Origin of the sequence: Cetobacterium sp. (assembly GCF_048470075.1) — a bacterium.
Classification (GTDB): Bacteria; Fusobacteriota; Fusobacteriia; order Fusobacteriales; family Fusobacteriaceae; genus Cetobacterium_A.
This window is the reverse complement of the sequence record NZ_DBGBQB010000320.1, coordinates 1-25,399: the sequence shown is the minus strand read 5'-3', so window position 1 is coordinate 25,399 and position 25,399 is coordinate 1. Positions and strand designations below refer to the sequence as shown.

At 30.4% G+C, this 25,399-nt stretch carries 25 protein-coding genes; 15 read left to right on the top strand and 10 right to left on the bottom strand.

Annotated features, from left to right (window positions below; genetic code table 11):
• Positions 1–32 precede the first annotated feature (32 nt).
• The 13 genes from ACMOUI_RS11155 to ACMOUI_RS11095 all read left to right on the top strand — a co-directional run bounded on the left by ACMOUI_RS11155 (position 33) and on the right by ACMOUI_RS11095 (position 13,942).
• Positions 33–569 carry a DUF116 domain-containing protein gene (locus ACMOUI_RS11155; RefSeq protein WP_418965769.1) on the top strand — a complete coding sequence of 179 codons (537 nt, stop codon included), beginning with the start codon at positions 33–35 and terminating at the stop codon, positions 567–569.
• On the top strand, positions 566–3,421 hold the full coding sequence (locus ACMOUI_RS11150; protein WP_418965768.1) for a tetratricopeptide repeat protein: 2,856 nt from the start codon (positions 566–568) through the stop codon (positions 3,419–3,421). Before ACMOUI_RS11155 ends, ACMOUI_RS11150 begins: the two co-directional genes overlap by 4 nt.
• Positions 3,418–3,750, top strand: a complete 333-nt coding sequence (locus tag ACMOUI_RS11145; protein ID WP_418965767.1) for a hypothetical protein — start codon at positions 3,418–3,420, stop codon at positions 3,748–3,750. The genes ACMOUI_RS11150 and ACMOUI_RS11145 overlap by 4 nt, the downstream gene beginning before the upstream one ends.
• A gap of 32 nt (positions 3,751–3,782) precedes the next feature.
• On the top strand, positions 3,783–4,394 hold the full coding sequence (locus tag ACMOUI_RS11140) for a MotA/TolQ/ExbB proton channel family protein (RefSeq protein ID WP_418965766.1): 612 nt from the start codon (positions 3,783–3,785) through the stop codon (positions 4,392–4,394).
• A gap of 12 nt (positions 4,395–4,406) precedes the next feature.
• On the top strand, positions 4,407–4,847 hold the full coding sequence (locus ACMOUI_RS11135; protein ID WP_418965765.1) for an ExbD/TolR family protein: 441 nt from the start codon (positions 4,407–4,409) through the stop codon (positions 4,845–4,847).
• 10 nt (positions 4,848–4,857) lie between these two features.
• On the top strand, positions 4,858–5,769 hold the full coding sequence (locus ACMOUI_RS11130) for an energy transducer TonB (protein ID WP_418965764.1): 912 nt from the start codon (positions 4,858–4,860) through the stop codon (positions 5,767–5,769).
• 35 nt (positions 5,770–5,804) lie between these two features.
• Positions 5,805–7,196 (top strand): sigma-54-dependent transcriptional regulator, encoded by a 1,392-nt coding sequence (locus tag ACMOUI_RS11125; protein ID WP_418965763.1) that lies wholly within the window; start codon positions 5,805–5,807, stop codon positions 7,194–7,196.
• Between the two features lie 25 nt (positions 7,197–7,221).
• The gene (dnaX, locus tag ACMOUI_RS11120) at positions 7,222–8,685 is read left to right on the top strand and encodes a DNA polymerase III subunit gamma/tau (RefSeq protein ID WP_418965762.1); all 1,464 of its coding nucleotides are present in this window, start codon (positions 7,222–7,224) and stop codon (positions 8,683–8,685) included.
• Positions 8,686–8,742: 57 nt separating this feature from the next.
• A complete protein-coding gene (locus ACMOUI_RS11115) occupies positions 8,743–9,540 on the top strand; it encodes a hypothetical protein (RefSeq protein WP_418965761.1) in 798 nt (265 codons plus the stop codon).
• A gap of 20 nt (positions 9,541–9,560) precedes the next feature.
• The gene (gene rplI, locus ACMOUI_RS11110; protein ID WP_418965760.1) at positions 9,561–10,007 is read left to right on the top strand and encodes a 50S ribosomal protein L9; all 447 of its coding nucleotides are present in this window, start codon (positions 9,561–9,563) and stop codon (positions 10,005–10,007) included.
• Between the two features lie 6 nt (positions 10,008–10,013).
• Positions 10,014–11,354 carry a replicative DNA helicase gene (dnaB, locus tag ACMOUI_RS11105; RefSeq protein WP_418965759.1) on the top strand — a complete coding sequence of 447 codons (1,341 nt, stop codon included), beginning with the start codon at positions 10,014–10,016 and terminating at the stop codon, positions 11,352–11,354.
• A 14-nt stretch (positions 11,355–11,368) separates the two neighbouring features.
• Entirely contained in the window at positions 11,369–12,592 is a 1,224-nt protein-coding gene (locus tag ACMOUI_RS11100) for a peptidase U32 family protein (RefSeq protein WP_418965758.1), read from the top strand.
• A 162-nt stretch (positions 12,593–12,754) separates the two neighbouring features.
• On the top strand, positions 12,755–13,942 hold the full coding sequence (locus tag ACMOUI_RS11095; RefSeq protein WP_418965757.1) for a M20 metallopeptidase family protein: 1,188 nt from the start codon (positions 12,755–12,757) through the stop codon (positions 13,940–13,942).
• A 44-nt stretch (positions 13,943–13,986) separates the two neighbouring features.
• On the opposite strand, the gene ACMOUI_RS11090 is transcribed toward ACMOUI_RS11095, so the two are convergent.
• From ACMOUI_RS11090 to recQ, 8 genes are all read right to left on the bottom strand, one after another.
• A complete protein-coding gene (locus tag ACMOUI_RS11090) occupies positions 13,987–14,772 on the bottom strand; it encodes a peptidylprolyl isomerase (protein ID WP_418965756.1) in 786 nt (261 codons plus the stop codon).
• A gap of 45 nt (positions 14,773–14,817) precedes the next feature.
• A complete protein-coding gene (locus tag ACMOUI_RS11085; RefSeq protein ID WP_418965755.1) occupies positions 14,818–15,591 on the bottom strand; it encodes an ABC transporter permease in 774 nt (257 codons plus the stop codon).
• Positions 15,584–16,429, bottom strand: a complete 846-nt coding sequence (locus ACMOUI_RS11080) for an ABC transporter permease (protein WP_418965754.1) — start codon at positions 16,427–16,429, stop codon at positions 15,584–15,586. Before ACMOUI_RS11080 ends, ACMOUI_RS11085 begins: the two co-directional genes overlap by 8 nt.
• Positions 16,430–17,548, bottom strand: a complete 1,119-nt coding sequence (locus tag ACMOUI_RS11075; protein WP_418965753.1) for an ABC transporter ATP-binding protein — start codon at positions 17,546–17,548, stop codon at positions 16,430–16,432. It lies immediately after the preceding gene.
• A gap of 130 nt (positions 17,549–17,678) precedes the next feature.
• Positions 17,679–18,239, bottom strand: a complete 561-nt coding sequence (hpf, locus tag ACMOUI_RS11070; protein ID WP_418965780.1) for a ribosome hibernation-promoting factor, HPF/YfiA family — start codon at positions 18,237–18,239, stop codon at positions 17,679–17,681.
• A 52-nt stretch (positions 18,240–18,291) separates the two neighbouring features.
• Positions 18,292–18,972 (bottom strand): ABC transporter ATP-binding protein, encoded by a 681-nt coding sequence (locus ACMOUI_RS11065; RefSeq protein WP_418965752.1) that lies wholly within the window; start codon positions 18,970–18,972, stop codon positions 18,292–18,294.
• Positions 18,965–20,131, bottom strand: a complete 1,167-nt coding sequence (locus tag ACMOUI_RS11060) for an ABC transporter permease (RefSeq protein WP_418965751.1) — start codon at positions 20,129–20,131, stop codon at positions 18,965–18,967. Before ACMOUI_RS11060 ends, ACMOUI_RS11065 begins: the two co-directional genes overlap by 8 nt.
• A 14-nt stretch (positions 20,132–20,145) precedes the next feature.
• Positions 20,146–22,065 (bottom strand): DNA helicase RecQ, encoded by a 1,920-nt coding sequence (gene recQ / locus ACMOUI_RS11055; RefSeq protein ID WP_418965750.1) that lies wholly within the window; start codon positions 22,063–22,065, stop codon positions 20,146–20,148.
• Positions 22,066–22,197: 132 nt separating this feature from the next.
• Here recQ and mnmH point away from each other — a divergent pair, with 132 nt between their 5' ends.
• Positions 22,198–23,238, top strand: coding sequence for a tRNA 2-selenouridine(34) synthase MnmH (gene mnmH / locus ACMOUI_RS11050; RefSeq protein WP_418965749.1), 1,041 nt, complete (start codon positions 22,198–22,200; stop codon positions 23,236–23,238).
• Positions 23,201–23,776, top strand: coding sequence for a hypothetical protein (locus tag ACMOUI_RS11045; protein WP_418965748.1), 576 nt, complete (start codon positions 23,201–23,203; stop codon positions 23,774–23,776). The genes mnmH and ACMOUI_RS11045 overlap by 38 nt, the downstream gene beginning before the upstream one ends.
• Before the next feature lies 1 nt (position 23,777).
• On the opposite strand, the gene ACMOUI_RS11040 is transcribed toward ACMOUI_RS11045, so the two are convergent.
• Complete coding sequence (locus ACMOUI_RS11040) at positions 23,778–24,344, bottom strand: xanthine phosphoribosyltransferase (protein WP_418965747.1); 567 nt, start codon at positions 24,342–24,344, stop codon at positions 23,778–23,780.
• Positions 24,341–25,399 (bottom strand): selenium cofactor biosynthesis protein YqeC (gene yqeC / locus ACMOUI_RS11035; RefSeq protein ID WP_418965746.1); only part of this gene is annotated, 1,059 nt, incomplete at its 5' end. The genes yqeC and ACMOUI_RS11040, both read right to left, overlap by 4 nt.

Here is a 25,399-nt window from a genome sequence, read left to right as displayed (position 1 = left end):
TTGGATAATATTTTTTCATTTAAGGAGAAATAATGAGCAAATTTTATATACTAAAACTCATCTATGAGCTTCACTATTTCAGGTATTTACTATTAGAATACATAACTAAAAATCCATATGACAATAATAGTGCAAAAAAATTTGTAGATTTCAACAATAAAAGAGTACTAAAAAAAATAAAAAAAGATGGAGCAAAAAAAGTAGCGATATTATTACCTCATTGTATCCAAAAGTATGATTGTAATTTGAAAATAACAAATAATGTTGAAAATTGTAAAATGTGTGGACTTTGTGATATAGCTGAGATTATAAAATTGAAAGATGAGTTTGAAAATATTGATGTAAAAGTAGCTACTGGTGGGACATTAGCTAGATTGTATTTGAAGGAGTACAAGCCTAATTTGGTGGTTGCAGTGGCTTGTAAAAGGGATTTAACTTCAGGGATTAGAGATTCTTTTCCAATACCAGTTTATGGGGTTTTTAACATGATAGTGAAAGGACCGTGTAAAGATACAAGAGTGGCTGTCAATGAGATAAGAAAAGTATTGAGAGAGGTGGGGACAACGTGAAAAAATTAAAACTATTATTAGCAGGGCTTTTAATATGTTCAGGACTAATGGCCTCTGAGAAAGAGGATATTAAATTTTTGGATGAATTATTTCTTCAAAAAAAATATTCTATGGCTCTTCAAGAGTCGAATAACTTTATAACAAAATATCCACGTTCTAAATATATAAAAAATATAAAGGTAAGAATGGGTCAGGTATATTATGTAGAAGGAAGATACCAAGAGTCAATAAACACTTTAAATGGATGTTTAAAAGAGTTAAAACTTAATCAAAATGAAACAAATAGTATTTATTTATATTTAACTAAAGCTTATGTAGGACTAAAAGATTTTGAAACAGCTTCTAAAGCTGCAAACTTAATTGTGAAAACAACAGCTGAGGGAAAAAACGATTATGAGGAAGCCTTATTATCTATTGGAAAGGGTTATATGGATAATAAAGATTATATTAGGGCTCAAAGAGAGTTAACAAGTGCCCTGAGCGTACAGGGAAGAAACTATGAAGATGTAGTTTTAAACCTTGCCTTAGCAGCATATAATAACTCTCAGTATATAAAGACAATAGTTTATTTAGATGAGTACTATAGAGGAGCAAAAGTTGGAGTAAATAAAGATTTAGTAAACTACCTTTATGGATCATCTTATTACAAGACAAATGAAACATCAAAAGCTTTAGAGTATTTTAAAAAGGTAAAAAATAGTAATGTCAACTCAGAGTATAAAACATTGTCAATTTTAACCATGATAGAGATTTATTTAAAGCAAGGAAATGCAAAAGCAGCTGAAAATATACTGGCTAGTCTATCATCAGAACCTAAACTATACAATACAGCTTTAAAGAGTTTCGGTGATTTTTATCTAGTTAGAGGATTAAATGATGTAGCATTAAGTTACTATAATAAAATATCAAATAAAGATATTGATGTTTGGTATGGAATTGCTCTATCTCAATATAGATTAAAAGATTATAAAAATTCACTGGAAAACTTTAGAAAGCTTTACCCAACAAAGTATAAAAATGAAAGTATTTATTATCAACTTTCTATTGAGTACTTAAATAAAAATTATAAATGGGTTTTAAGCAATAGAAACTTAGTTGCAGGATTAAACTTAAATAGAGATGAGGAGATAGCTACTAATAACTTAATAGGAACGTCAGCCTTCCAAGAGGGAGACTTTAAGGTAGCTGAAGAGTATTATACAAAAAATTATAATATCGCTCCAACAAAGGAATCTCTATATAAGATGATTGTAACTTTAAGCAAAACAAAGGATAGAAGTAGACTAAATAGTCTAATTAAGGAGTATAATACAAAATATCCAACAGATCAGGAATATAGAAAAAATATTACCATAATAACTTCAGATAACTTATTGGCTGAGGGGAATGGAGAGCAAGCTATAAATGTATATAAAGAGTATTTAACAACAAATAGAGACCCAGATGTGGTGTCAAATTTAATAGAGGTTATGATTGCTCAAAAGAAATATAATGATGTTATGCAATATTTGAATATTCAAGATGCTTCTCTAGAAAATACATATCAAAAAGGTATTGCAACTATGGGAATGGGAAGATATGATGAAGCGGAGATGTACTTCAATCAAGTTATAAATAGCACAGACAACGTAGACAAAGCTCTCTATGAAAAATCAAAGTACAATATTATAAAAAATTACTTCCTATGGGAAAAATATCAAGAGGCCATTGATGCTGGAGAAGCATATGTAGCTGGAGAGAACCTGTTTGCACTAGAGGATGTAGTGGATAAAATAGCAATCAGTTATTTCAGATTGGATAATCCAGAGAAGGCTAGAGAGTATTTTGAAAAATTAAAGTTGGTTTCAAATATGGGAGACTATGCACAGTTCCAGATTGGAGAAACATACTACAGCGAAAAGAAGTATAATGAAGCAATTGAAGCATATAAAATAAGTGCCGAAAATTCAAATAATCCAGAATATAAAGAGAAGGGATTGTATTGGGAGATATCTTCACTATACCTATTAAAAAATATAGATGGATTCAATGCTAAAAGTAAAGTATTTTTAAGTCAGTATCCAAACTCAAAATTAAAAGATAATATTCTTCTAATGAAGGGAGAGCTTTATAGTGTACAGGGAAATAATGGAGATAGTTTAAAGAGTTATGAGATGTTATATAATGAGACAAAGGATGAAGTCTTAAAAGAAAAATCTCTGATGAAAGTAATAGAGATTTCTCAGAGTACAAAAGATATAACAAAAGAGTTAGAATGGATAAATAAAATAACTAATGACAATAAAAAAAGTTACTATATGGCTAAGCATTTCCAAAGAGAGAAAAAATTGGAGGAAGCAAAGGCTGAGTATGAAAAACTTATAACAACGGATGAATATAAAGATTTTGCAGCCTTAGGATTAGGAGACTATTACTACTCGCATAAAGATTTGGTTAAAGCAAAAGAGTACTATGAGAATATTAACTCTTTGGAAAATAGTGCTTATAAAGATAGAGCACTGTATCAAATTGCCAATATTCAAAAAGATACTGGAATGACAGGAGATTCTATAAGAAATTACACAAAACTATATGTATTATATCCAACAAGTGAATATGCTTTGGAATCTAAAATCAGATCTGCTGAGGGATATGAAAATTTAAATAACTATAAAGATGCAATAGCACAATATGATGAGTTATTAAAGACAGAAAGTAAGAATAAAGATTATTTCTTAGAAAAACTAATATTTTTAAATTTAAAAATGGAGAAAAAAGATATAGCAAAAGTATATTATGAACAGTTAAAAAGAGAGAATTTAAAACTTTCTGAAAAATATAAAGATTTTTTTAACGGAGGAGAGAATATATGAAAAAATTAGTTATTATGAGTTTAATGATTTTATCTGTGGGGGCTTTCGCTAATGAAGATGTAATTATTGATAAGCAGGTAACAGGTGTAAATAAAGAGCAATTAGAAAGTTATCCAAAAGAAAATAATGTACAGTTGGAGAAAAAAGCTATAGTGATAGAGGATCAAAATATCACAGCTGATAAATATAAAGATCAAAAACAAGTTATTCAAATAAATGAAACAAATGATTCAATGAATAAAAGTTTAACAGAGACTGATAGTGGGACTTCAATTTGGAAGTATATTATAGGAGTAGTGGCTTTAGTAACTTTAGGAATAGCATTATAATAAAAATTACAACTTAATTAGGAGGGTTAAATATGTACTGGTTAGTAAATGGTGGAATACTAATGTATTTTATAGTTTTTATGTCGATATTAGGGTTATATGTAATTATAGAGAGAGCGATATATTTTAGAGTCAATGAAAATATAGATATGTCTAGAATAAGACCTATACTACGTAATGCAATTGAAAAAAATGATATAAAAGGAGCTATAACAACTTTAGGAAATCAAAAGAGTTCAACTGCAAAAGTTATAAAAGAAGTTCTGATATATTGGTATAAAACAAGAAGCACGAATGTTGAGACATTGGAGGAGAAAGCGAGAGAAGTAGCCTTAGCACAGGTTCCAAAATTGGAGAGAAATATGTGGCTTTTATCAGTAGTTGCACATACAACACCATTGATTGGATTATTAGGAACAGTTACAGGTATGATTAAAGCGTTCCAAGCAGTATCGCTACATGGAACAGGAGATGCTTCAGTTTTAGCAAGTGGAATATCTCAGGCCCTATTGACGACAGCAGGAGGACTATTTGTTGCTATTCCATCGATAATTTTCTATAACTATTTCAATAAAAAAATAGATGATCAAATAAACGATATGGAAAAAGGTAGTGCAGAGTTAATAAATTATTTCAGAAAATAGAGGAGGGGGAGCATGAAACTTAATAGAATTAAAAGAAGATCAGGTAATTCTTTAATCCTTGAATTAACTCCCTTGATAGACATAGTATTCTTACTTTTAATATTCTTTTTAGTTGCTACTACTTTTGAGGATGTTAATAGTAGCATAAAGATAGATTTGCCTACATCAACAGTAAAAAGTACTAAGCCAGTTAATGAATTGCAAGTTATTGTAACTAAAAATAAAGAGTATTTTGTGAGTTATAAGGATAAGGGAAAAAGCAAAAGAGAAAAAGTAAATCCTAAAGAGTTAAAAGAGGTATTAGCGCAAAAGCTTAATGAATCAGAGGATAAAAATGTTATCATTAGTGCTGATAAAAGTGTAAGTCATGGAATAATAGTGGATACAATGACAGCAGCTAAAGAGGCAGGAGCTATTTCTTTAGATATAGATACAGCTTCTCCTGGAAAGTAGGTGCGAATCTATGAATAGACAAAATAGTGATTTAAAAATATTTATATTATCAGTGGTAATAAACCTTCTTATTTTGTTTTTGATTCCTGGAATTAAGATAGATGAAATAGTTGATAAAAAATTAAAGGTAGGATTAGTAACTCTTGAGACGAATAATAAAAAAACAACAACAAAAATTGAACCTAAAAAGAAAGTAGCTCCAATAAAAGAGGAGAAAAAAGAGAGTAAAAAGGTTGTTAAAAAAGAGGAAACTAAACCGGTGGAAACAAAACCTGAAGTAAAAGAGGTCAAAAAATTATCACTAGATGATTTAGCAAAAAGTATTTCAAAGAGAGAAACAGAGTTTTTAGCCATTGATAAACCTTCAGCTAGAGAAATAAATAGTGATTTAAAGAAAGAGTTATTAGATAAAAAAGATTTACAAGAAGCAGAGAAAAAATCTTCAACAGATCCAACTAAAGATATAACAATTTCAAGAGATGAAACACTTTTAGACAAAAGTGTGGATTACCAATTGGAGGACAGCACTAAAGATTTAGCCTTTCAAGGAGAGGGAGAAGAGGATTTAGGATTTAAGACTATGGTAGAGAAAAATGGAGCAGATGGACTTCCAAGTGGTTACAGACTAGGTGTAGAAGATGGTGACGTGATTGCTAAATGGGATCAAAATAACAGAGAACCGAGATATCCAGAGGCAGCACAGCTAAGAGGTATGCAAGGGAAAGTATTACTAAAAATACAAATAGATGAAACAGGGAAAGTTACATCAGTATTTATAGAAAAAGGTAGTGGTGTTCCAGAGATAAATATAGCTATTGAAGAGATTGCAAGAACTTGGAGAATTTATTTAACTAAAAATGGATTAAATATAAAAGGGAATGTAAATTTAGAATATAGCTTTAAATTACTTGGAGCGTCATAGATTTAGAAGTAAAAATTAGAGGATGGTGAAGAGATTTGACTCTTTTAGGATTTAGATTAGAAAATGAATTAAAGGATGAGTTAGAAAGTAATTTTGAAAACGAATTAAGGTTTGCAGAGAATATCAGTTCTTTTATGGAACTGTTGAAAGAACGAAAATATGAGGCTGTTGTAATAGATGAAACAAATTTACAGCAGGATGCCCTAGTGAACCTTGTAAAGAAAATTACAGAGACACATAAAAGATCAGTAATTATAATAATGGGAGAAACTTCAAATTTAAAATTAGTTGCAGGAGTTATAAAAGCGGGAGCTTATGACTATATTTTAAAACCAATTAGTCCGAAAGATGTTAATAAAATCTTAGAAAAAGCAGTAAAAGATCATAAATTATTAGCTGAAAGAGTTGATAGAAACAAAAACACTGGAGATAAGTTAATAGGACAAACAAAAGAGATTGTAGAAGTATATAAGATGATTGGTAGAGTTTCAAATAGTAGAATACCAGTTTTAGTAGTTGGTGAAAAAGGAACTGGAAAAAGTAGTGTGGCAACAGCAATTCATCAATTTAGTGACTGGAGCACAAAACCATTTCTATCTGTAAACTGTACATCATTTCAAAATAATCTTTTAGAAAGAAAGTTATTTGGATATGAAAAGGGAGCTTTTGAGGGAGCGGCATTCTCTCAGATTGGAGATTTAGAAAAAGCGAATGGTGGAACTTTACACCTAGGAAATATAGAATCTTTAAGTTTGGATATGCAATCGAAAATTTTATATCTTTTACAAGAGGGTGAATTTTTTAGAATGGGTGGTTCTGAGCCCATAGAGATGGATATTAGAATAGTAGCTACAACTAGTGAAAACTTAGAGGAGTTAATCAATAAAAAATTGTTTATAGATGAGCTATATAATAAGTTGAAAATTTTAGAGATTAATATTCCACCTCTAAGAGACAGAAAGGATGATATTCCATTCATTATAGATCACTATCTTTCAAGTTGTAATGAGGAGTTACATAAAGCGGTAAAAGGTGTCAGTAAACCCGCTATGAAAAAGATAATGAGATACGATTGGCCAGGAAATGTAAATGAATTAAAAAATGCTATTAAGTCAGCGGTAGCTCTATGTAGAGGAAGCTCAATATTAGTTGAGGAGTTACCAGGAAATGTAACTGGAAATAAGATTTCCAAAAGAAAAGGGGATAACCAAAGTTGGGTATTAACTGATTGGATAGAAGGGGAACTTTTAGGATTAAAAAATAATAAGCAAAATAATTATTATGGAATAATAATATCAAAAGTAGAAAAAGAGCTAATACGTCAGGTATTGGAGATAACAAGTGGTAAAAAGGTTGAAACGGCGGAGTTACTTGGAATAACAAGAAATACGTTAAGAACAAAGATGAATAACTATGGCTTAGAATAAAAAATTTAGGCCTTAGGAGGAAAAAATGCACGTAACATTATATAGAAAATATAGACCTAAAGATTTTGAGGAGATTGCAGGAGAGCAAGAGATTGTTCAGACCTTAAAAAACTCTTTAAAATCTAATAGATTAGCTCATGCCTACCTATTTACAGGGCCTCGTGGTGTAGGGAAAACATCTATCGCCAGACTTATGGCAAAGGGAGTAAACTGTTTAACAAATGGTGTAACAGACACTCCTTGTAACATATGTGAAAATTGTAGAGAGATTTCAGCGGGAAATTTTTTGGATTTAATTGAGATAGATGCTGCATCGAATAGAGGAATTGATGAAATAAGGCAGCTGAAAGAAAAAATAAATTATAGTCCTACAAAGGGAAGAAAAAAAGTTTACATAATAGATGAGGTTCATATGTTGACAAAAGAGGCTTTTAACGCTCTTTTAAAAACACTTGAGGAACCACCAGAGCATGTTTTATTTATATTAGCCACAACAGAGCCAGATAAGATTCTACCAACTATTATTTCAAGATGTCAAAGATATGACTTTAAAAGTGTAAACTATAGAGATATGAGAGAGAAACTTGTATATATAATCGACAATGAGGGATATAAGATAGATGAACTTAGTTTAATGGCAATTTATGAGGCTTCTAGTGGAAGTATGAGAGATTCCATATCTATATTGGAAAGATTGATGATAAATACCGATAATAAAGATATTGTGATTGAAAAGACTGAAGATGTTTTAGGAATAACACCAGTAAAAGTTATAGATCAATTTATCGATATTGTACAGAAAAAAGATCAGTCTCAAGGAATTGAACTATTAGAGGAGATATGGAAAAATTCAATTGATATAGAGTTATTTTTTAAAGATTTGGCTAAGAGAGCAAAAGATAAAATAGTAAAAAATGACTTAAATACTGAGATTGGGTTGGAAATAATTGACACAGTATATGATGTTTTATCTAAATTTCGTTATGAAGAGGATAAAAGATTAGTTGGATATGTTATTCTAAATAGATTGACTGAAAAAGTGGAAAAAGAGGTTATAGTTGAAAAGATTATAGAGAGAGTTCAAAAGTCGGAAGATGTTTTAGAGATAGATAGTCTAGCAGATAATTACAATGAAGTAGATGCTACGACAAAAATAAGTTATGAAGAGGTAAAAAAATCTTGGAATAACATAATAGATGAAGCTAAAAAAGTAAAAATGACTTTTGGAGCCTTTTTAATTAAGGCATATTTTAAAGATTTTTCAAATAATACCTTAGTCATTGGATTTGCTAATGACCAGAGTTTTGCAAAAAACATGATGGAGACAGAACCTTATAGAACACTATTTTTAGATGTTGTCAGAAAGGTTCTTAAGTCAAAAGTTATGATAAGATATGAATTACAAGAGGTTAATAAAAATAAAGATAGAGCAGAAGGTGAAGATTTTTCTAAAAAAATAATAGATTTTTTTGGAGGAGAGATAATATAGCTTAACAAAACTCTACCTTTATGGTATAATTATCCTGATAAAGTTTTAGGAGGATTAATGTTTTTAATAACAGGAATAATAATAGCAGCACTGTTTTTAGTTTCTACATCAATGCCTTTTTTAAGTTGGGTATTACCATACTATAAGATAAAAAAGTTAGAAAATGCAGATTTAAAAACTAAAATTATAGCCAATATAGTTGCTTTAGCTGCTATAGGCTGGGTAGATATAAAATTTTTAATAACATATATAGGAGTTTTTTGCTCAATAGAGATTTTATATTATTTATTGAAGAGATATGGTAAGAAAATTCCATGTTTTGATAGAATTTTTATAACAAGTTTATTGATAGGAGCAGGAATCTGTGTTTATATGTACTTTAATAGAGTGGGTTTAAACATAGGCTTTGAACAATTAAAAAATTTATATTTACAAAAGACAACATTCACTCAATATGAGGTGGATATGGCTTTTAAATATATTAAGGATAATTTCATATATTTAATATTTGTATATATAAATATGACAGTGTTTTTAACATATTATTTTTTAAATAAAGAGAGTTTTTTTAAATGGGATGTCTCATATTTATGGTTAGTACCATATGTGATAGTTTTCTTTATAGAAAAGTATACATCATTTGGAGGAAGTCTAACTGGAAATATTTTAAGTATTTTAAAGATAGTGTATATAATGTATTTTATGAGGATAGTTGCTGGAATATTAAATGAAAAAGTAAAAAAGCAATCCTTATGCTTTACGATAGGTGTATTTCTAGCTTTAATATCTCCAGAGTTTGCATTTATTTTTGGAGCATTAGCTAGTGGAATAAAAATAAAAATAGTAAAATCATAAAATAATTAGGAGGAGTTTTTATGTCAAAAATACAAGTAATTTTAACAGCAGATGTGGCAGGGCAAGGAAGAAAAGGAGAGATTGTAAGTGTTTCTGAAGGATATGCGAAAAACTTCCTATTAAAAAACAATAAAGGGATTATTGCAACTCCAGAGGAGTTAAAAAAGATAGAAAATAAAAAAATAAGAGATGCTAAAAAAGCTGAAGAGGAAAAAAAGAAATCAATTGAAATAAAAGCTTTATTAGAGAGTAAAAAATTAACAATTGTTGGGAAAACAGGGGATAACGGAAAACTGTTTGGAGCAATAACAAATAAAGAGATTTCAGTAGAGTTAAAGAAAGAGTTTGGATTAGATATAGACAGAAAAAAAATAGAGTGCACTATTAAGAGCTTAGGAGAGCATAAAGTAATCGTAAAATTACATACAGATGTAAAGGCTGAGGTTCTAGTAGTTATAAAAGGATAGTGAAATATGGAAGATATAGAAAAACTTAGAAAGATTCCAAGCAGTTTAGAGGCTGAAAGATCGGTTCTAGGTGGTATTTTTTTAAAGCCAGATATATTCAGTGAGGTAATAGAGATTATTACCTCAAGTGATTTTTATAAGATGGCTCATAAGTTAATTTTTGAAGTTATGCAGGAGATATATAGCTCAGGAGAATCAATAGATCCAATAATCGTTATGGATAGATTAAAAAGAAAAGATAAGTTTGATGATATTGGAGGAGAGGCTATATTTTATGAGATTATAGAGGAAGTTCCAACTGCAGCAAATATTTTAACTTATGCAAGAATTATAAAGGAAAAAGCCACTTTAAGAAAACTTGGAGATATAGGAACTAAGATAGTTGAGATGACATATGAAGGGTATGAGGATGTCGATACTATTTTGGATAAAGCTGAAGGAATGATTTTTAAAGTTGCTGAAAGCAAGGAATCAAAAGATATTGTTAGTTTAAAAGAGGTTGTTACAAATGAGTTTGAAAGATTGGAGCAACTTCTTCAAAATAAAGGTGTTACAACAGGAATCTCTAGTGGATTTAAGCATTTTGATGAGATGACAAGTGGATTCCACCCCTCAGATTTAGTTATTTTAGCAGCAAGACCGTCAATGGGTAAGACTGCCTTTGCTCTAAACTTAGCTTTAAATGCAGCTATGAAAGCTGATAAGGGAGTTTTAGTATTCAGCTTGGAGATGTCAAGTTCGCAGCTATTACAAAGACTTTTAGCTATAGAGGCAGGAATTGGATTACAGAAGATCAGAAATGGTTTTTTAGGCGAGGATGACTGGGGTAAATTGGGTATTGCTAGTGGTAAATTAGCAAATGCTGAAATAAATATAGCAGATGTTCCAAATGTAAATGTTTTAGAGATAAGATCAATAGCAAGAAGATTAAAAGCAGCAGGAAAGTTAGATATGATTTTAATTGACTATTTACAGCTTATAAAGGGAACTAGTGGAAAGTCAGATAATAGACAACAAGAAATATCTGATATTTCAAGATCATTAAAAGGGATAGCTAGAGAGCTAGATATACCAATAATTGCATTATCACAGCTTTCTCGTGCTCCAGAGCAAAGAGCTGACAGAAGACCAATGCTGTCGGACTTAAGAGAATCAGGAGCAATTGAGCAGGATGCTGATATGGTTGTATTTTTATATAGAGATGATTATTATAATGATGAATCAGAACAAAAAGGTATAACAGAGGTTATTATAGGAAAGCAAAGAAATGGACCAGTTGGAACTGTAAACTTGAAATTCTTCCACGAGATTACCAAGTTTGGAGATTATACGACTAAGGTTGAATAGAAAGGTGAGAAAAAATGAAAAGAGCAGAATTATTAGCTCCAGCAGGAAATATGGAAAAGTTAAAAATGGCTTTCCACTATGGAGCAGACGCAGTATTTTTAGGTGGAAAGATGTTTAACCTAAGAGCTGGAAGTCATAACTTTAGTGATGAGGAGTTAAAAGAGGCTGTTGAATATGCACATTCAATGGGAAAAAGAGTGTATGTAGCACTTAATATAATCCCTCATAACAATGAGTTAGAACTATTGCCTGATTATGTAAAATACTTAGAAGAGATTGGAGTAGATGGAGTAATCGTTGCAGATTTAGGAGTTTTCCAAGTTGTAAAGGAGAATACTAACTTAAATATAAGTGTAAGCACTCAAGCGAGTAATACAAACTGGCGTTCAGTAAAGATGTGGAAGGATTTAGGAGCTAAAAGAGTAGTTTTAGCAAGAGAGATATCTTTAGATAATATTGCTGAGATAAGAGCCAAAGTTCCTGATATTGAGTTAGAGGTATTCGTACATGGAGCTATGTGTATGTCTGTATCAGGAAGATGTCTATTGAGTAACTACATGACAGGTAGAGATGCTAATAGAGGAGACTGTGCTCAATCATGTAGATGGAAGTACAACCTAGTTGAAGAAACTAGACCAAATGAGTATATGCCTGTTTTTGAAGATGAGAGAGGAACATATATATTTAACTCAAAAGATCTATGCACAATAGAGATAATAGATAAAATTCTTGACTTAGGAGTGGACTCTTTAAAAATTGAGGGTAGAATGAAAGGTATCTATTATGTTTCAAATGCTGTAAAAGTATATAAAGATGCTATAAACAAGTATTATGCTGGAGAGTTTGAGTATGATCCAACATGGATGGAAGAGATTCAATCTACATCAAATAGATCATATACTCAAGGGTTCTATCATGGACAACCAGGAGCGGAAGCCAATAACTATAATGACAGAAACTCTTATAGTCAAACTCACCAATTAGTAGCAAAAATTGAGGAAAAAATTGGCGAAAATGAGTATATGTTAGGAATTAGAAATAGAGTTTTATCTGGAGAAACTTTAGAAGTTATAACTCCATCAGGTAAACCTAGAGAGATTATTATGCCTAAAATGACTCTAATAACTAAATCTGGAGAGGAAGTTGTTGAAGCAGCAAATCCAAATTCAGTAGTAAAAGTTGTATTAGAGGGTGGATTTGAAGCAATGGATATGATTAGAAGAGTAAAAGAAGCATAAAAATTAGAATATTAATAAAAAATTAAATTGGTCTTAACCCTGAATTGAAGAGGTTTAAGACCTTTTTTTTATCCAGTCAATCTATTTTATTATTGACAAACTTCATCTATAATGTAAAGATACTATAAGTAGTTATTTTTATTTGATAGGGGGTATAAAAATATGAGCGTAAAATTTAATTTAAATGAAGAGGTGGACTTGATAATAAAAGAGCTGAAGGGGTACAGAGATAAAATCCATAGTGAACCAGAACTTTCTATGAAGGAGTATAAGACTACTAATTTTTTATATGAAAAACTGATTGAGTTCGGGGTGGATGAAGTAGCCAAAGTGGGAGATACAGGGATTATTGCAACAGTCTATGGGAAAAATAGAGATAGGGGAATAGCTCTGAGAGCAGATATAGATGCTTTGCCAATAACAGAGGAATTAGAGGCTGAAAATAAATCAAAAAATATAGGAGTTTCCCATGCCTGTGGGCATGATATACATACTGTTTGCCTATTGGGAGCAGCCCAAATTTTTAATAAATATAAAGAAAATTTGGAAAAGAGTGTGAGATTAATATTTCAACCGGGAGAGGAGATAGGTGAAGGGGCAAAATATATGATTGAAAATGGCTGTTTCAATGGAATGGAGATAGAGGGAATTTTGGGATTACATTGTTGGCCAGATCAACCAGCTGGGAAGATATTTTTTCGTAGCGGACAGGTATGTGCAGCGACTGATACTTTCAAAATAGTGATAAATGGAGTACAAGGACATGCTGCTTATCCTCATAAAACTGTAGATCCCATTGTTATAGCAGGGGATGTAATATGCGCAGTTCAGACAATAATTTCAAGAGAAATTTCACCTTTAGAGTCAGGAGTAATAACTTTTGGAACAATAAATGGTGGAACTAAAGAGAATATAATACCTAAATGTGTTGAGATGACTGGGACAATAAGAACACTTAATTCAGAGATTAGAGAGTATATACATAAAAGATTGGAAGAGATTGTAATAAAAATTGTGGAAGCGTATAGGGGAGAAGCAGAGGTTTACATAAAAAGTGGTATTCCTCCCCTTGTAAATGATAGTAAAATTTCAGAGATTATAAAAAACTCAATTACAGAGGATTTAGGTGAAGAGAGTTATATATCCAATCCACAACCATCTATGGGTGGAGAGGATTTTGCCTACTATTTAGAAAAAGTTCCTGGGGCATTATTTAGAATAGGATGTGGTTTTGAAAATGAGAAAAACTATCCACTTCATTCGAATAGATTTAATGCTAATGACGATGCTATAAAGACTGGAGTAAAAGGGTTAATAGCTTCAACATTAAAGATAATGGAGTTAAAATAGATAAAAAAAGGTCTTATATCATTTGATATAGGACCTTTTTCTTATTAGTTATTTTTTGCTTCTTTTATTTTTTTCTCAGTAGCTCTGATAAATCTAGGGATAAACCACTCTTTTTCATCTTGAGCCTTTTCATCTTTTTTAGTATAAATTCCTTTTAATTCATCATAATACTCTTGAACTTCTCCACTGAATTCACTTTTATCTTTAATAGGATATTTTTTTAAATTAGGGAAGTTTTTATCTAGTATTGCATTCCACTCCTCAACTTGTGATTTATGAAGAGATAGGAATAAATCAACATCTCCTGTGAATTTAATCTCTTTAATAACATCTCCAACTTCTAACTTTTTGATATTATTAAAGTCTTTTTCATCCACATATTCTCCAAATATAGTATGCTTATTATTTAACCAATCAGCAGGATAAAGAGTGAAGAAAAACTGAGATCCTCCAGTTTCAGGTCCTGTGTTAGCCATTGCTAGCATACCTGGTTGATAGAAATCTAGCCATTTAGAAAACTCATCAGGAATAGTGTAACCTGGTCCCCCATCTCCTCTTCCAGTAGGGTCTCCACCTTGAACAACAAAATTCTCAACGGCTCTATGAATTTTAGTATTGTCATAGAATCCTCTCTTAGCAAGGTTTATAAAATTAGCTACAGTAATCGGTGAAGCTTCTGGATATAAGTAGAAAGTAATATCCCCTTGCGTTGTCACAAAAGTAGCTCTAATATCGTTATATTTTACTGCTTGAGTCTTCCCAGTAGATGAACATCCCATCATGATGACGAATAACACTACTAGAGATAGTAATTTAATGATTTTTTTCATATATGCCCTCCTGTTTTTACTGATAGTATTATACTATATAAAAATCTATTTTACAAAATACTTTTGTAAACTTTTTGTAGATAGAGTTAAAGCTATTGATAAAACGATAAGTAATACTGACAATGCGTTAACCACTGGAGAAACTCCCAATCTAATCATAGAATAAATTCTAAGTGGTAAAGTGGAAGAACCAGGTCCAGCTACAAAGAATGTTGTTACAAAGTCATCAAATGACAGAGTAAGAGCCATTAAAAAACCTGAAATTATAGCAGGTGTCAGCATGGGTAGTATTATTTTTTTTAATGTTTGAAACTCATTTGCTCCTAAGTCATAGGCAGCTTCAACAATAGAGTAGTCAAATTCACCAAGTCTCGATAGAACAATAAATAACACAAAGGGAATATTAAATGTTGTATGTGCTATAAAAATACTAGTTAATCCTAATTCCAATTTAATTGTAGCAAACATAATTAAAAGTGAAACTCCCAGGATAATATCTGGAATAACTAAAGGTAGAAAAGTTATAACCTTTAGATAATTTTTATGCTTAAAGTGATACCAATGGATACCAATAGCTCCCAGAGTTCCGATTAAAGTTGATGTTGTACTAGATAGAATACCTATTATTAAACTATATTTAAAAGCTTTCCAAATATTATCTGAATATAGAAATAACTCTTTATACCATTTCATAGAAAACCCTTGCCAAGTACTTGATCTTCCTTCATTAAAAGAGTAGATAACAAGAATTAGCAGCGGTAAATAAAAGAATATCATAGAAAGAATAAAGAAAAATAAAGATGTCCTTCTTTTATTCATCACTTACCTCCTTAGAATTTTTTTCAGCTCTCATAAAGATAAGAAGAGCAATTGATGTAACTAAGATAAGCATAGCTGATATAGCAGAGGCTAAAGGCCAGTTTCTTGTTACAGTTAGGTGTTGAGCGATAATATTACCAAGCATTGTAGCTTGAGTACCACCAACAAGTTTAGGAACCGCATATGATCCCATTGCAGGAATGAAAGTGAATAAAATAGCTGTGATAATACCTGATTTTATATTTGGTAAAAAAACTTTTCTAAAAGCTTGACTATTAGTTGCTCCTAAGTCTCTTGCAGCTTCAACTAATGAAAAATCAAATTTTTCAATAATGGCGTAAAGAGGCAATATAGCAAATGGTAAACTGGTGTAAACCGTAATTAAAATAACAGATCCTGTATTATACAGTAGCTTCAATGGAGTTTCAATGATACCTAACTTAATTAAAAATGTATTTAAAAAACCGTTAGAACCTAAGATTGATATCCAAGCATATATTCTAATTAAAAAATTTGTCCAAAATGGAATAATAACAAGAATAAGAAGCTCTTGTCTAAATTTTGATCTAGCTATAAAATAAGCTGTTGGAATAGCTAAAATTACAGTTACAATAGTTACAACCACAGATATATATATTGTTCTAAATAATATTTTCAAAAATACAGGTTCAAAAAATACATTGAAATTTTTCATAGTGAAGATCATCTCAACTCCACCATAAGTACCCTTTGTTAAAAAAGCATAACTTAAAACAATAAGCATTGGGATAACAAAAAATACAGACATCCAAAGTGTCAAAGGGATGCTATAAAAGCTTCCAGAAGATATTTTTTTCACTTATATCACCTCAACTAAGAAGCTATCGTCAGCATGCCAAGATATATAAGCATCCTCATCCCAGTGTATTGTATCATTGTCCTCTTCATCAAAGTAAACAGCATGTTGTTTAAAGGCCTTAAATAGAAGATTTTTATCTCCATTAACCCAAACAAAATATTTACTTTGGAATCCAGAGTATATAAGTTCATCAACATAAACCTTTAGAGTATTGTGTTTTTCAGAAAGTCCAGTTGGAATATGTTTTGAAACTCTAATTTTTTCAGGTCTTATAGAAACTCTAATCTTATCTCCTACCTTAACAGGTTTGTCTAGTTCAAAGATCAACTCTCCTAAAGACTCAGTTTGAATTCTTCCATAAGTTTCATCAAAAATTTCAGTTACAACTCCCTCAAAAAAGTTGTTCTCTCCAATAAAATCAGCGACGAAAGAATCAGCAGGAGCTTCGTAAACCTCAGCAGGTGTTCCTACCTGTAAAATTTTTCCCTTATTCATCACTGCAATTCTATCAGAGATGGACAGAGCTTCCTGTTGGTCATGGGTGATAAAGATAAATGTAATCCCTACCTCATCATGAATATTGTCAAGTTCAATCAATAGATTTTGTCTTAATTTGGCATCTAGTGCTGATAGCGGTTCGTCAAGAAGTAGTACACCAGGCTTATTAATAAGAGCTCTAGCAATAGAAACTCTTTGCTGCTGTCCTCCTGAAAGTTGATTTGGTTTTTTATACATATGATCCTTTAAGTCAACAAGTTCAATAAACTTTTTAACCTCAGCATCAATTGTTTTTTCATCAACTTTTTTCAATCTAAGAGGAAAAGCTACGTTTTCATAAACTGTTAAATGAGGAAATAGTGCATATTTTTGAAAGATTGTATTAACGTTCCTTTTATTTGGGGCTAAATCAACTATATTCTCATCTCCTAGATAAATTGCACCGCTATCAGGAGTAATAAATCCTGCAATCATTCTTAAAAGAGTAGTCTTACCGCATCCAGATGGACCCAAAATAGAAAAAAACTCTCCATCGTTAATATTTAAGTTAATATTTTTCAAAACATCAACTCCGTCGAAACTTTTTTTAATATCGACAATTCTAATATCTGTTTTTTTCAATTTTACCTCCTAATATATAATAAATTTGTTCACAATAATAATATTCTATCACATTTAACAGAGAAAATAAACCAGTTTATTTTTAATAAAATAAAAAAGAATCCTAGCTGTACTAGGATTCTTATATTTCTTAAAAAACTGCTGGTTCTACGTGTCCATAATCACCGTTTCTTTTTTTATAGACAATATTCATATCTCCTGTTTCGGAGTTAGTGAATACATAGAAGTCTTTATTTAAAGCTTCTAACTGTAATATAGCTTCTTCAACATCCATAGGTCTTGGATTAACTGTGATACTTTCAATTTTTTTAGTAGATTGTACAGTAATTGAATTATCAGAAGGCTCAAATGTAATCTTTTTACCACTGGAAATATTAGGGAGAGCGTGGTTATTATCTCTTAATTTTTCCTTATGCTTTTTGATTTGTTTTGCCAAAATTTCAGTTACACGATCTATAGCATTATAAAGGTCATCATCAGTATAAACACCCTTAATTACTGTTCCGTTTACATGAACTCTTGCGTCAACTCTCTGTAGAGGTCCTGTTTTTGATTTTGTAGCAGACAAAGTAACATTAACTGTCAAAATATTGTCAAAGAATTTTTCTAATTTAGAGAAATTTTTTTCACAATGACTTTTAATAGCATCAGTAATAACAAGATCTCCGTTAGTATTATAGTTTATTCTCATACAAACCACCCCTTATGGATATTTATGTAGCTTTCTTACTCTATCTATACCTTTATTCTGAAAGTATTCCTTTTTTTAAGAATAATTTTTTGTTAGATATCTCAGCAAGCTCTCTTGAATGTGTTACTGTTATAATTGTTTGACGTTTTTTGCTATTAATTTGTTTGAAAATATTAAAAATTTTTTCACTTGTTTCATTATCTAGGTTACCGGTAGGTTCATCTAGAAGTAAAATTTTAGGATCATTTATAAGTGCTCTTGCTATGGCAACTCTTTGTTTCTCTCCTCCAGAGAGTTCAGTGGGTTTATGATTGGCTCTATGATCCACTCCAACCTCTTTAAGAAGAGATAAAGCTTTTTTTTCTATCTCCCTTTTTTTTGAATAGTCCTGAGTAAGGGCAGGGATCATTACATTTTCTAAAGCTGTAAATTCAGGTAAAAGATAGTGAAATTGGAAAACAAATCCAATTTTTCTATTTCTAACTAAATCAATATTGGAGCTATTTACAGAGATTTTTTCATTATCAATATATATTTCCCCAGAAGTAGGTGAATCTAAAAGACCTATAAGATTTAAAAGAGTTGTTTTTCCAGAACCTGATTGTCCAAGAATAGAGATAAAATCCCCCTCTTCAATCTGTAGATTTAGATTTTTAATTATTTCTAAAGTTTCAGTTTTGGTAGAATAGTTCTTACAGATATTTTTAAGTTCTAATACAATATTTTTAGTCATGTCTTAGGGCCTCCACAATTTTTAGTTTACCAGCTCTATAGGCAGGAAATACACTAGATAAGAAAATCAGTAGAGTATTAGCTCCTATAATTGTTAGAAGTTCTTTGAAAGATAGTTCAATAGGAACCTTTGTTAAGTAATATATTGAGGAAATCCCTGGAAGAGAGTAAGTTTTAATATACCAAAGTAAAAATAGAGATATTAAAACACCTATTACAATTCCAGTTAAACCAAGAATAATGCCCTGAATCAAAAATATTTTAATAATTGACCCATGGGATATTCCAATTGATCTCATTATACCAATATATCTAATTTTCTCTCTAACCATTGTATTTAAAATAACCCAAACAACAAAACCAGCAATGATAACGATTAATGAAAATCCTATAATCATTACAGTTTTTTCAAGAGTCAATGCCTTTAAAAGATTCTGATTTAAACTTCCCCAAGTTCGATTATAAAGACCAGTATCGCTATAAACTTTATTAGAGACCTTATCAGCATCATAGGGATTTTTTAAAATAAGATCCATAGAGCTAATCGTTCCATCTCTTTCAGTTATATATTGGGCTGTTTTAAGAGGTAAAATAATCATGGATAGATCATAGTCATAGTATCCACTTTGGAAAGTTCCCATAATCTCAAGTTCTAACTCTTTGTTATTGGCAGATATTATATTTATAGGATCACCAATATTACCTCCAATTCTATTTAAAAGTTCCTCTCCAATAAGAACCCCTTTCATATTTTTTAAATCAATACTTCCTCTTTTTATTTTATTTTGTAGATTTAGTGCTGGAATAGCTTTTTCTAAATCTAAACCATCTAATTTAACTCCTGAGATATATGTTCCTAAAATTCCATTATATTTAACAATACCTTGACTAGAAACTTTTGGAATAACTCCTTTAACTTCTGGATATGTATTTAAAATATTTTCTAGTTTATCATAATCTTTAAGGTTTTCATTTCCGATTACTGTAACATGACTGGATAGAGAAAGAATACTATCAATCATATTTTTATTTAATCCATTGGATATTCCAATTGAAACAGTCAATACTATTATTCCAATAGCAATACCAACAATTCCTATAAAACTTTGTTTTTTGTGTTCAAAAATATGTTTTTTTGCTATAAAAAACTCAAATAACATCAGTTCACCTCATTTTAGTTAGTAAAAAGAGTTTTTATTAATATCTCTTTTAATTCATCAGTTGTAATTTCAATATTTAAACGTTTTTTTAAACTTGTAAGCTGTTTTTCTCCAAGATACTTTTCATCAATTATATTGTCAACATAAAGCATGTCAATATCTTGTGGAGAAAGTTTATTAATAGTTTTTAGAAAAAGTTCACCATAATTTTTAAATTTTTGATTTCCAATTCCTCTAATTTTAAGCATCTCCCAACGATTTTGAGGCTTTTTTTCAGCCATCTCCATAAGAGTTAAATCGGATAGGATAATATATGGAGGAACACCCTCTTTTTGAGCGATCTCTTTTCTAAGTGAATTTAATGTTTCAAATAGCGGATCTTCAAAATAGTCAAAGGTAACAGATTCATTAATTTTTCTAAATACTGCTTTAATATTTTTTAAGACCTCATAAGCTTTGGAAGTTAGTTTTAAAGTTGGAAAGCTACCTGCACTTTGCTCTAGATAGTTTTCAGATATTAAATAGTATATAAACTCTTCAAGTTCGCTTCTGTTATAGGTTGACATAATCCCAAAGGTAGAGAGTTTAAAATACTCTTTTCTTTCAATTTTAGAGTCAATCTTTCCCATTAGAATATTTGTTAGAGTAGATATACCAATGCTCTCCTTAGTACGACCAATACAGGAAAAAACTTTTTGAGCATCTAGAGTAAAGGATTTAACATCTTTAAAGTTTTTACAATTTCCACAATTTCCACAGTAATTTTTAATTCTTTTGTCTCCAAAATACTTTAAAATATACTCTCGATAACAACTTTCTAAATAAGCGTAATCAACCATTTGGTCGAGTTTTTTTCTTTTTTTATGTTTTAATTCATTGGAACTCTCTTCATTTTGTTCTATCAGAAACTCCTGAGTGGAAACATCCTCTTCAAAGAAGAGAAGAATAGCCTCTGATGGAGCTCCATCTCTACCAGCTCTACCAGCCTCTTGATAGTAACTCTCCAAATCTTTTGGAATATTTCTATGGATTACATATCTGACATTTGATTTATCAATTCCCATACCAAAAGCGTTTGTTGCAATCATAATCTTAATATCATCATTTAAAAATTTTTCTTGAAAATTGGAACGCTCTTTCTCATCTAAACCAGCATGATATTTACCTACATTGAAACCTTTAAGAGTTAAATAACTATAGAGATTATCGACCTCTTTTCTAGTTGCTGCATATATTATACCAGATTTTTTAGAATTTCTTTTGATATACTCTGTTATAAAAACTTCAGGAACAATACCTTTCTCAACTTTAAAAGTGATATTTTCACGATCAAAACCATCCACAGATATTTTTGGATTTTGAAGATTTAGTTTTTCAATTATATCTTGTCGAACTTTACCTGTGGCAGTGGCAGTAAGAGCTAAAATTTGAGGTCTTTGATTTATTTTTTCTAAAAAATTTGGAATTTCAAGATAACTTTTTCTAAAATCATGACCCCACTGAGATATACAGTGAGCTTCATCAACTGCGACCATAGATATTTGGATATTTTTAATGAAATTTATAAAATTCTCACTAATTAGTCTTTCAGGAGCAATATAAAGAATTTTAATACTTTTATTTCTAATACCTTGGATTAATTTTAAATACTCCTCTTTATTTAAAGTTGAATTTAAAAATCCTGCTCTAACCCCTAAATACTTTAAAGAATCAACTTGATCTTTCATTAAAGAGATAAGGGGTGAGATGACTATAGTGAGATGAGGATAAAGTAGGGCTGGGATTTGATAACAGATAGATTTCCCACCTCCAGTGGACATAACGCCTAGGGTATCCCTTTTAGAAAGGGTATGATTGATGATTATCTCTTGCCCTTTTCTGAAATTGCTATATCCATAAATGGTTTTTAATAACTCTTTTGCTTTTGTTTTCATAACTTCCTTCCTAATATAAAAGTTAATTTCTTAATAGATTTTATCACAATAAAGATATTTTTTATATAAATAATATTCAATTTTATTAAAAATCATAGTAAAATATAACAAGCACAAAAAATGGAGGAAAAAATGATTTTAGTAAAGTATGAAGATTTATTGAAGGAGAAGAACTATACCTTAATAGATGTAAGAACTCCAAAAGAGTTTAGAGAGGAGCCTATTCCAGGGGCTATAAATATACCATTACTTTTAGATGAGGAGAGAGTTGATGTAGGAACTGCATATAAGCAAGTTTCTCCAGAGAAAGCTAAAGAGCTAGGAGTGGAAGCCATAGCTAAAAGATTACCAGAAATATTTAGAGAGGTACAAAAACATGCCAAAGGAAGATTGGCATTTTACTGTGCTCGTGGTGGGATGAGAAGTGGATCAATGGCGGCCCTATTTGAAGCTTTAGGATATACAACTTGGAAGTTGGACGGAGGATACAGAGCTTATAGACAATATATATTGGATAATATAAAAACATATAATAAAGATGTTAAATATATTGTGTTACATGGTAAAACAGGTATCGGAAAAACAAAAATTTTACAAAAACTTGAACAAAAAGGATACTCAGTTTTAGATTTAGAAAAAATAGCTAACCATAAGGGATCATTCTTTGGAGGAGTATGTGAAAAGGAGGAGCAGAGTCAAAAAAAATTCGATTCTTTAATTTTTGATTATTTTTATTGGAATAGACCAGACTATGTTATAGCGGAAAGTGAAAGTAAAAGAATCGGAAATGTCTATGTTCCTGAGGATGTATTCCAATCTTTAGGAGAGGGGATTCACTTATCTCTGGAAACACCGATAAAACATAGAGTGGACATAATAAGAGACGATTATGCAGGAGCAACAACAGAGGAGCTTCAAAGTTGTTTAGATAAAGTTGGAAGATATATCGGAGAAAAGAAACATGCAGAGTATTCAGAGATGCTAAGACAAAATAAAATTGATGAGCTTTCAGAAATACTTATGATAGAATACTATGATCCACTTTATCAAAAAAGTATCGATAAATACGTTTATGATTCAGAGATATTCTATGAAACTCTAGATGAAGGGGTTGAGAAAGTGGTGAGATATCTAAATGAGAAGGGTATTTTTGGAAAAGAGGACACTGAATAAAATTTTTATAGTTTTATCATCATTTGCTTTAGCAGTTCTAATATATCTACTTTTTAGAAGTAGAAAACTTTTTTATTATCAAATAGTTGAAGTGATGAAGTTAGATCCGTATGTCAAATCTATAAGAAAGATAGTATGGGTCTACAGAAAGCATATTCCAAATTGGGTAATCTATTCACTACCTGATGGGCTATGGTTATTTTCAATGGGAGTTTCTATTTTACATAATAGGGTTTTTTATAAAAAGGCTCAAAATATATTTAATATAATATTTATTGCTATGGTTGGAATGGAATTAATTCAAGGTGCATTTGGAGGCCATGGGACTTTTATAGGAACTTTTGATGGAGCTGATGTTATATGTTATACAGTGGGATATATATTCGCATCGCTACTGGGATATCTAAGTTGGAAAAAAAATCATAAAGATGGAAAAATAGAAAATGAGGTCGAAGTCTTAAGAAATGAAAGAAAAAAAATCCTAATAATTGTAATAGTTTTTACAATATTAGGATTCTTTCCGGCACTAGTCACTTAAATTACTTTAAAGTGATTGTATTATTTTCCAAAGACTCAATAATGGCAAGGGATTCAAGATGGATTCCTTGCTCTTTTAATATAGTTCCACCAGGTTGGAACCCTTTTTCAATAACAATTCCAACACCTTTTAAATTAGCACCAGCCTGTTCAATTATATTTTTTAATCCAAGAATAGCATTTCCCATAGCTAAGAAATCATCAACTACAAGAATATTGTCCTCTGGAGATAAAAACTCCTTAGAAACAGTTATATTATAATCTGTTTTCTTTGTAAATGAGTGTACAGTTGCATTATAAGAGTCTCCCATTGTAGATGGTTTCTTCTTTTTTGCAAAAACCATAGGAACCTTAAAAGCATAGGCAGCAGCGATACCAATGGCAATACCAGAAGCTTCAATTGTAAGGATTTTATTTATGTTTTTACCCTCAAAACGTTTTTTTAGCTCCTCTCCAATCTCTATCATTAAAATAGGATCGATTTGGTGATTGATAAAGCTATCCACTTTTAAGATAGAGCTATCTGTAACAGATCCATACTTTTCAATATATTCTTTTAGTAATTTCATATTTGTTCCTCCAGTGTTTCTAATTTTTTTAAATCTTCTTGTGTATCAATATCAAAAAACTCTATAGAGTTTTTAAAGTTACATTTTATAAATCTCTCCTTTTTTAAAATCTCTCTACCACCACTATCGCCCTTTAAACTTATAAGTGCTAAACGATACCTCTTTGGAAAGAGAACAGGAGCTTTTTTTTCGTTCCCAATGAAAGGAACTATAATCTCATCATACACTTGAAAATTATAGATGAGTTTTATAATGGTATTCTGTGTTAAAAAGGGCATATCTCCTGGAATAAAAAGATATCCAGAGAGAGAGGCACCAAGAGTTCCTAAAATGACAGAGTGGCTCTGTCCTAACTCCGCTTTGTCATTGCATATATATATAAATCCATATTTTTTACTTAAACTTTCATACATACTGTTTTTTCCAACAACTATTTTTTCAGTGAAATTAAGTTGAGATACATTGAATAGCGTTTTCTCTAAAATACTTTTCCCATTTTTCAATTTGAAAATTAATTTATTGCCTAAAAATCGTTTAGAAAATCCAGAAGCTAAAATAATAGGAGTGATATTTTTATAGAGAAAAAACTTCTTCTCAAAAATAGAACCGAAAAAAATATTACTAGAGAAGGTCAAACTATTTACAATATTAAAAAACTCTTTAAAAATTTCTAAACTTTCAATTTTGTTAAAGAAAAGTATCTGCTCTCCTAAATTGTTTTTAAAAAACTTATTTGAATTAATATACTCTATATAATCGTTTTTTTCAATAGTTTTATTAGGGTTAAAATATTGTTTTTGAAAAAGTTCAAATCTATGGATAGTATTTTCATTTTTTTCTTTTTTTAAAGCTGTAATATCAACAATAGCGATGGTTTTTGTAGTTGATGGATAGATTCTAGGCTCATTGTCATACCACCCTTTAAGAGGTTTATTAGAGCTTCCATCAGCCTCTATAAGTACATAATCAAAATAATTTTTCAAAATATCTAATTGTTCAAAACTTGTATCACAAATTTTATTATTTTCAATCTTAGAACAAAAAACATGTATAAA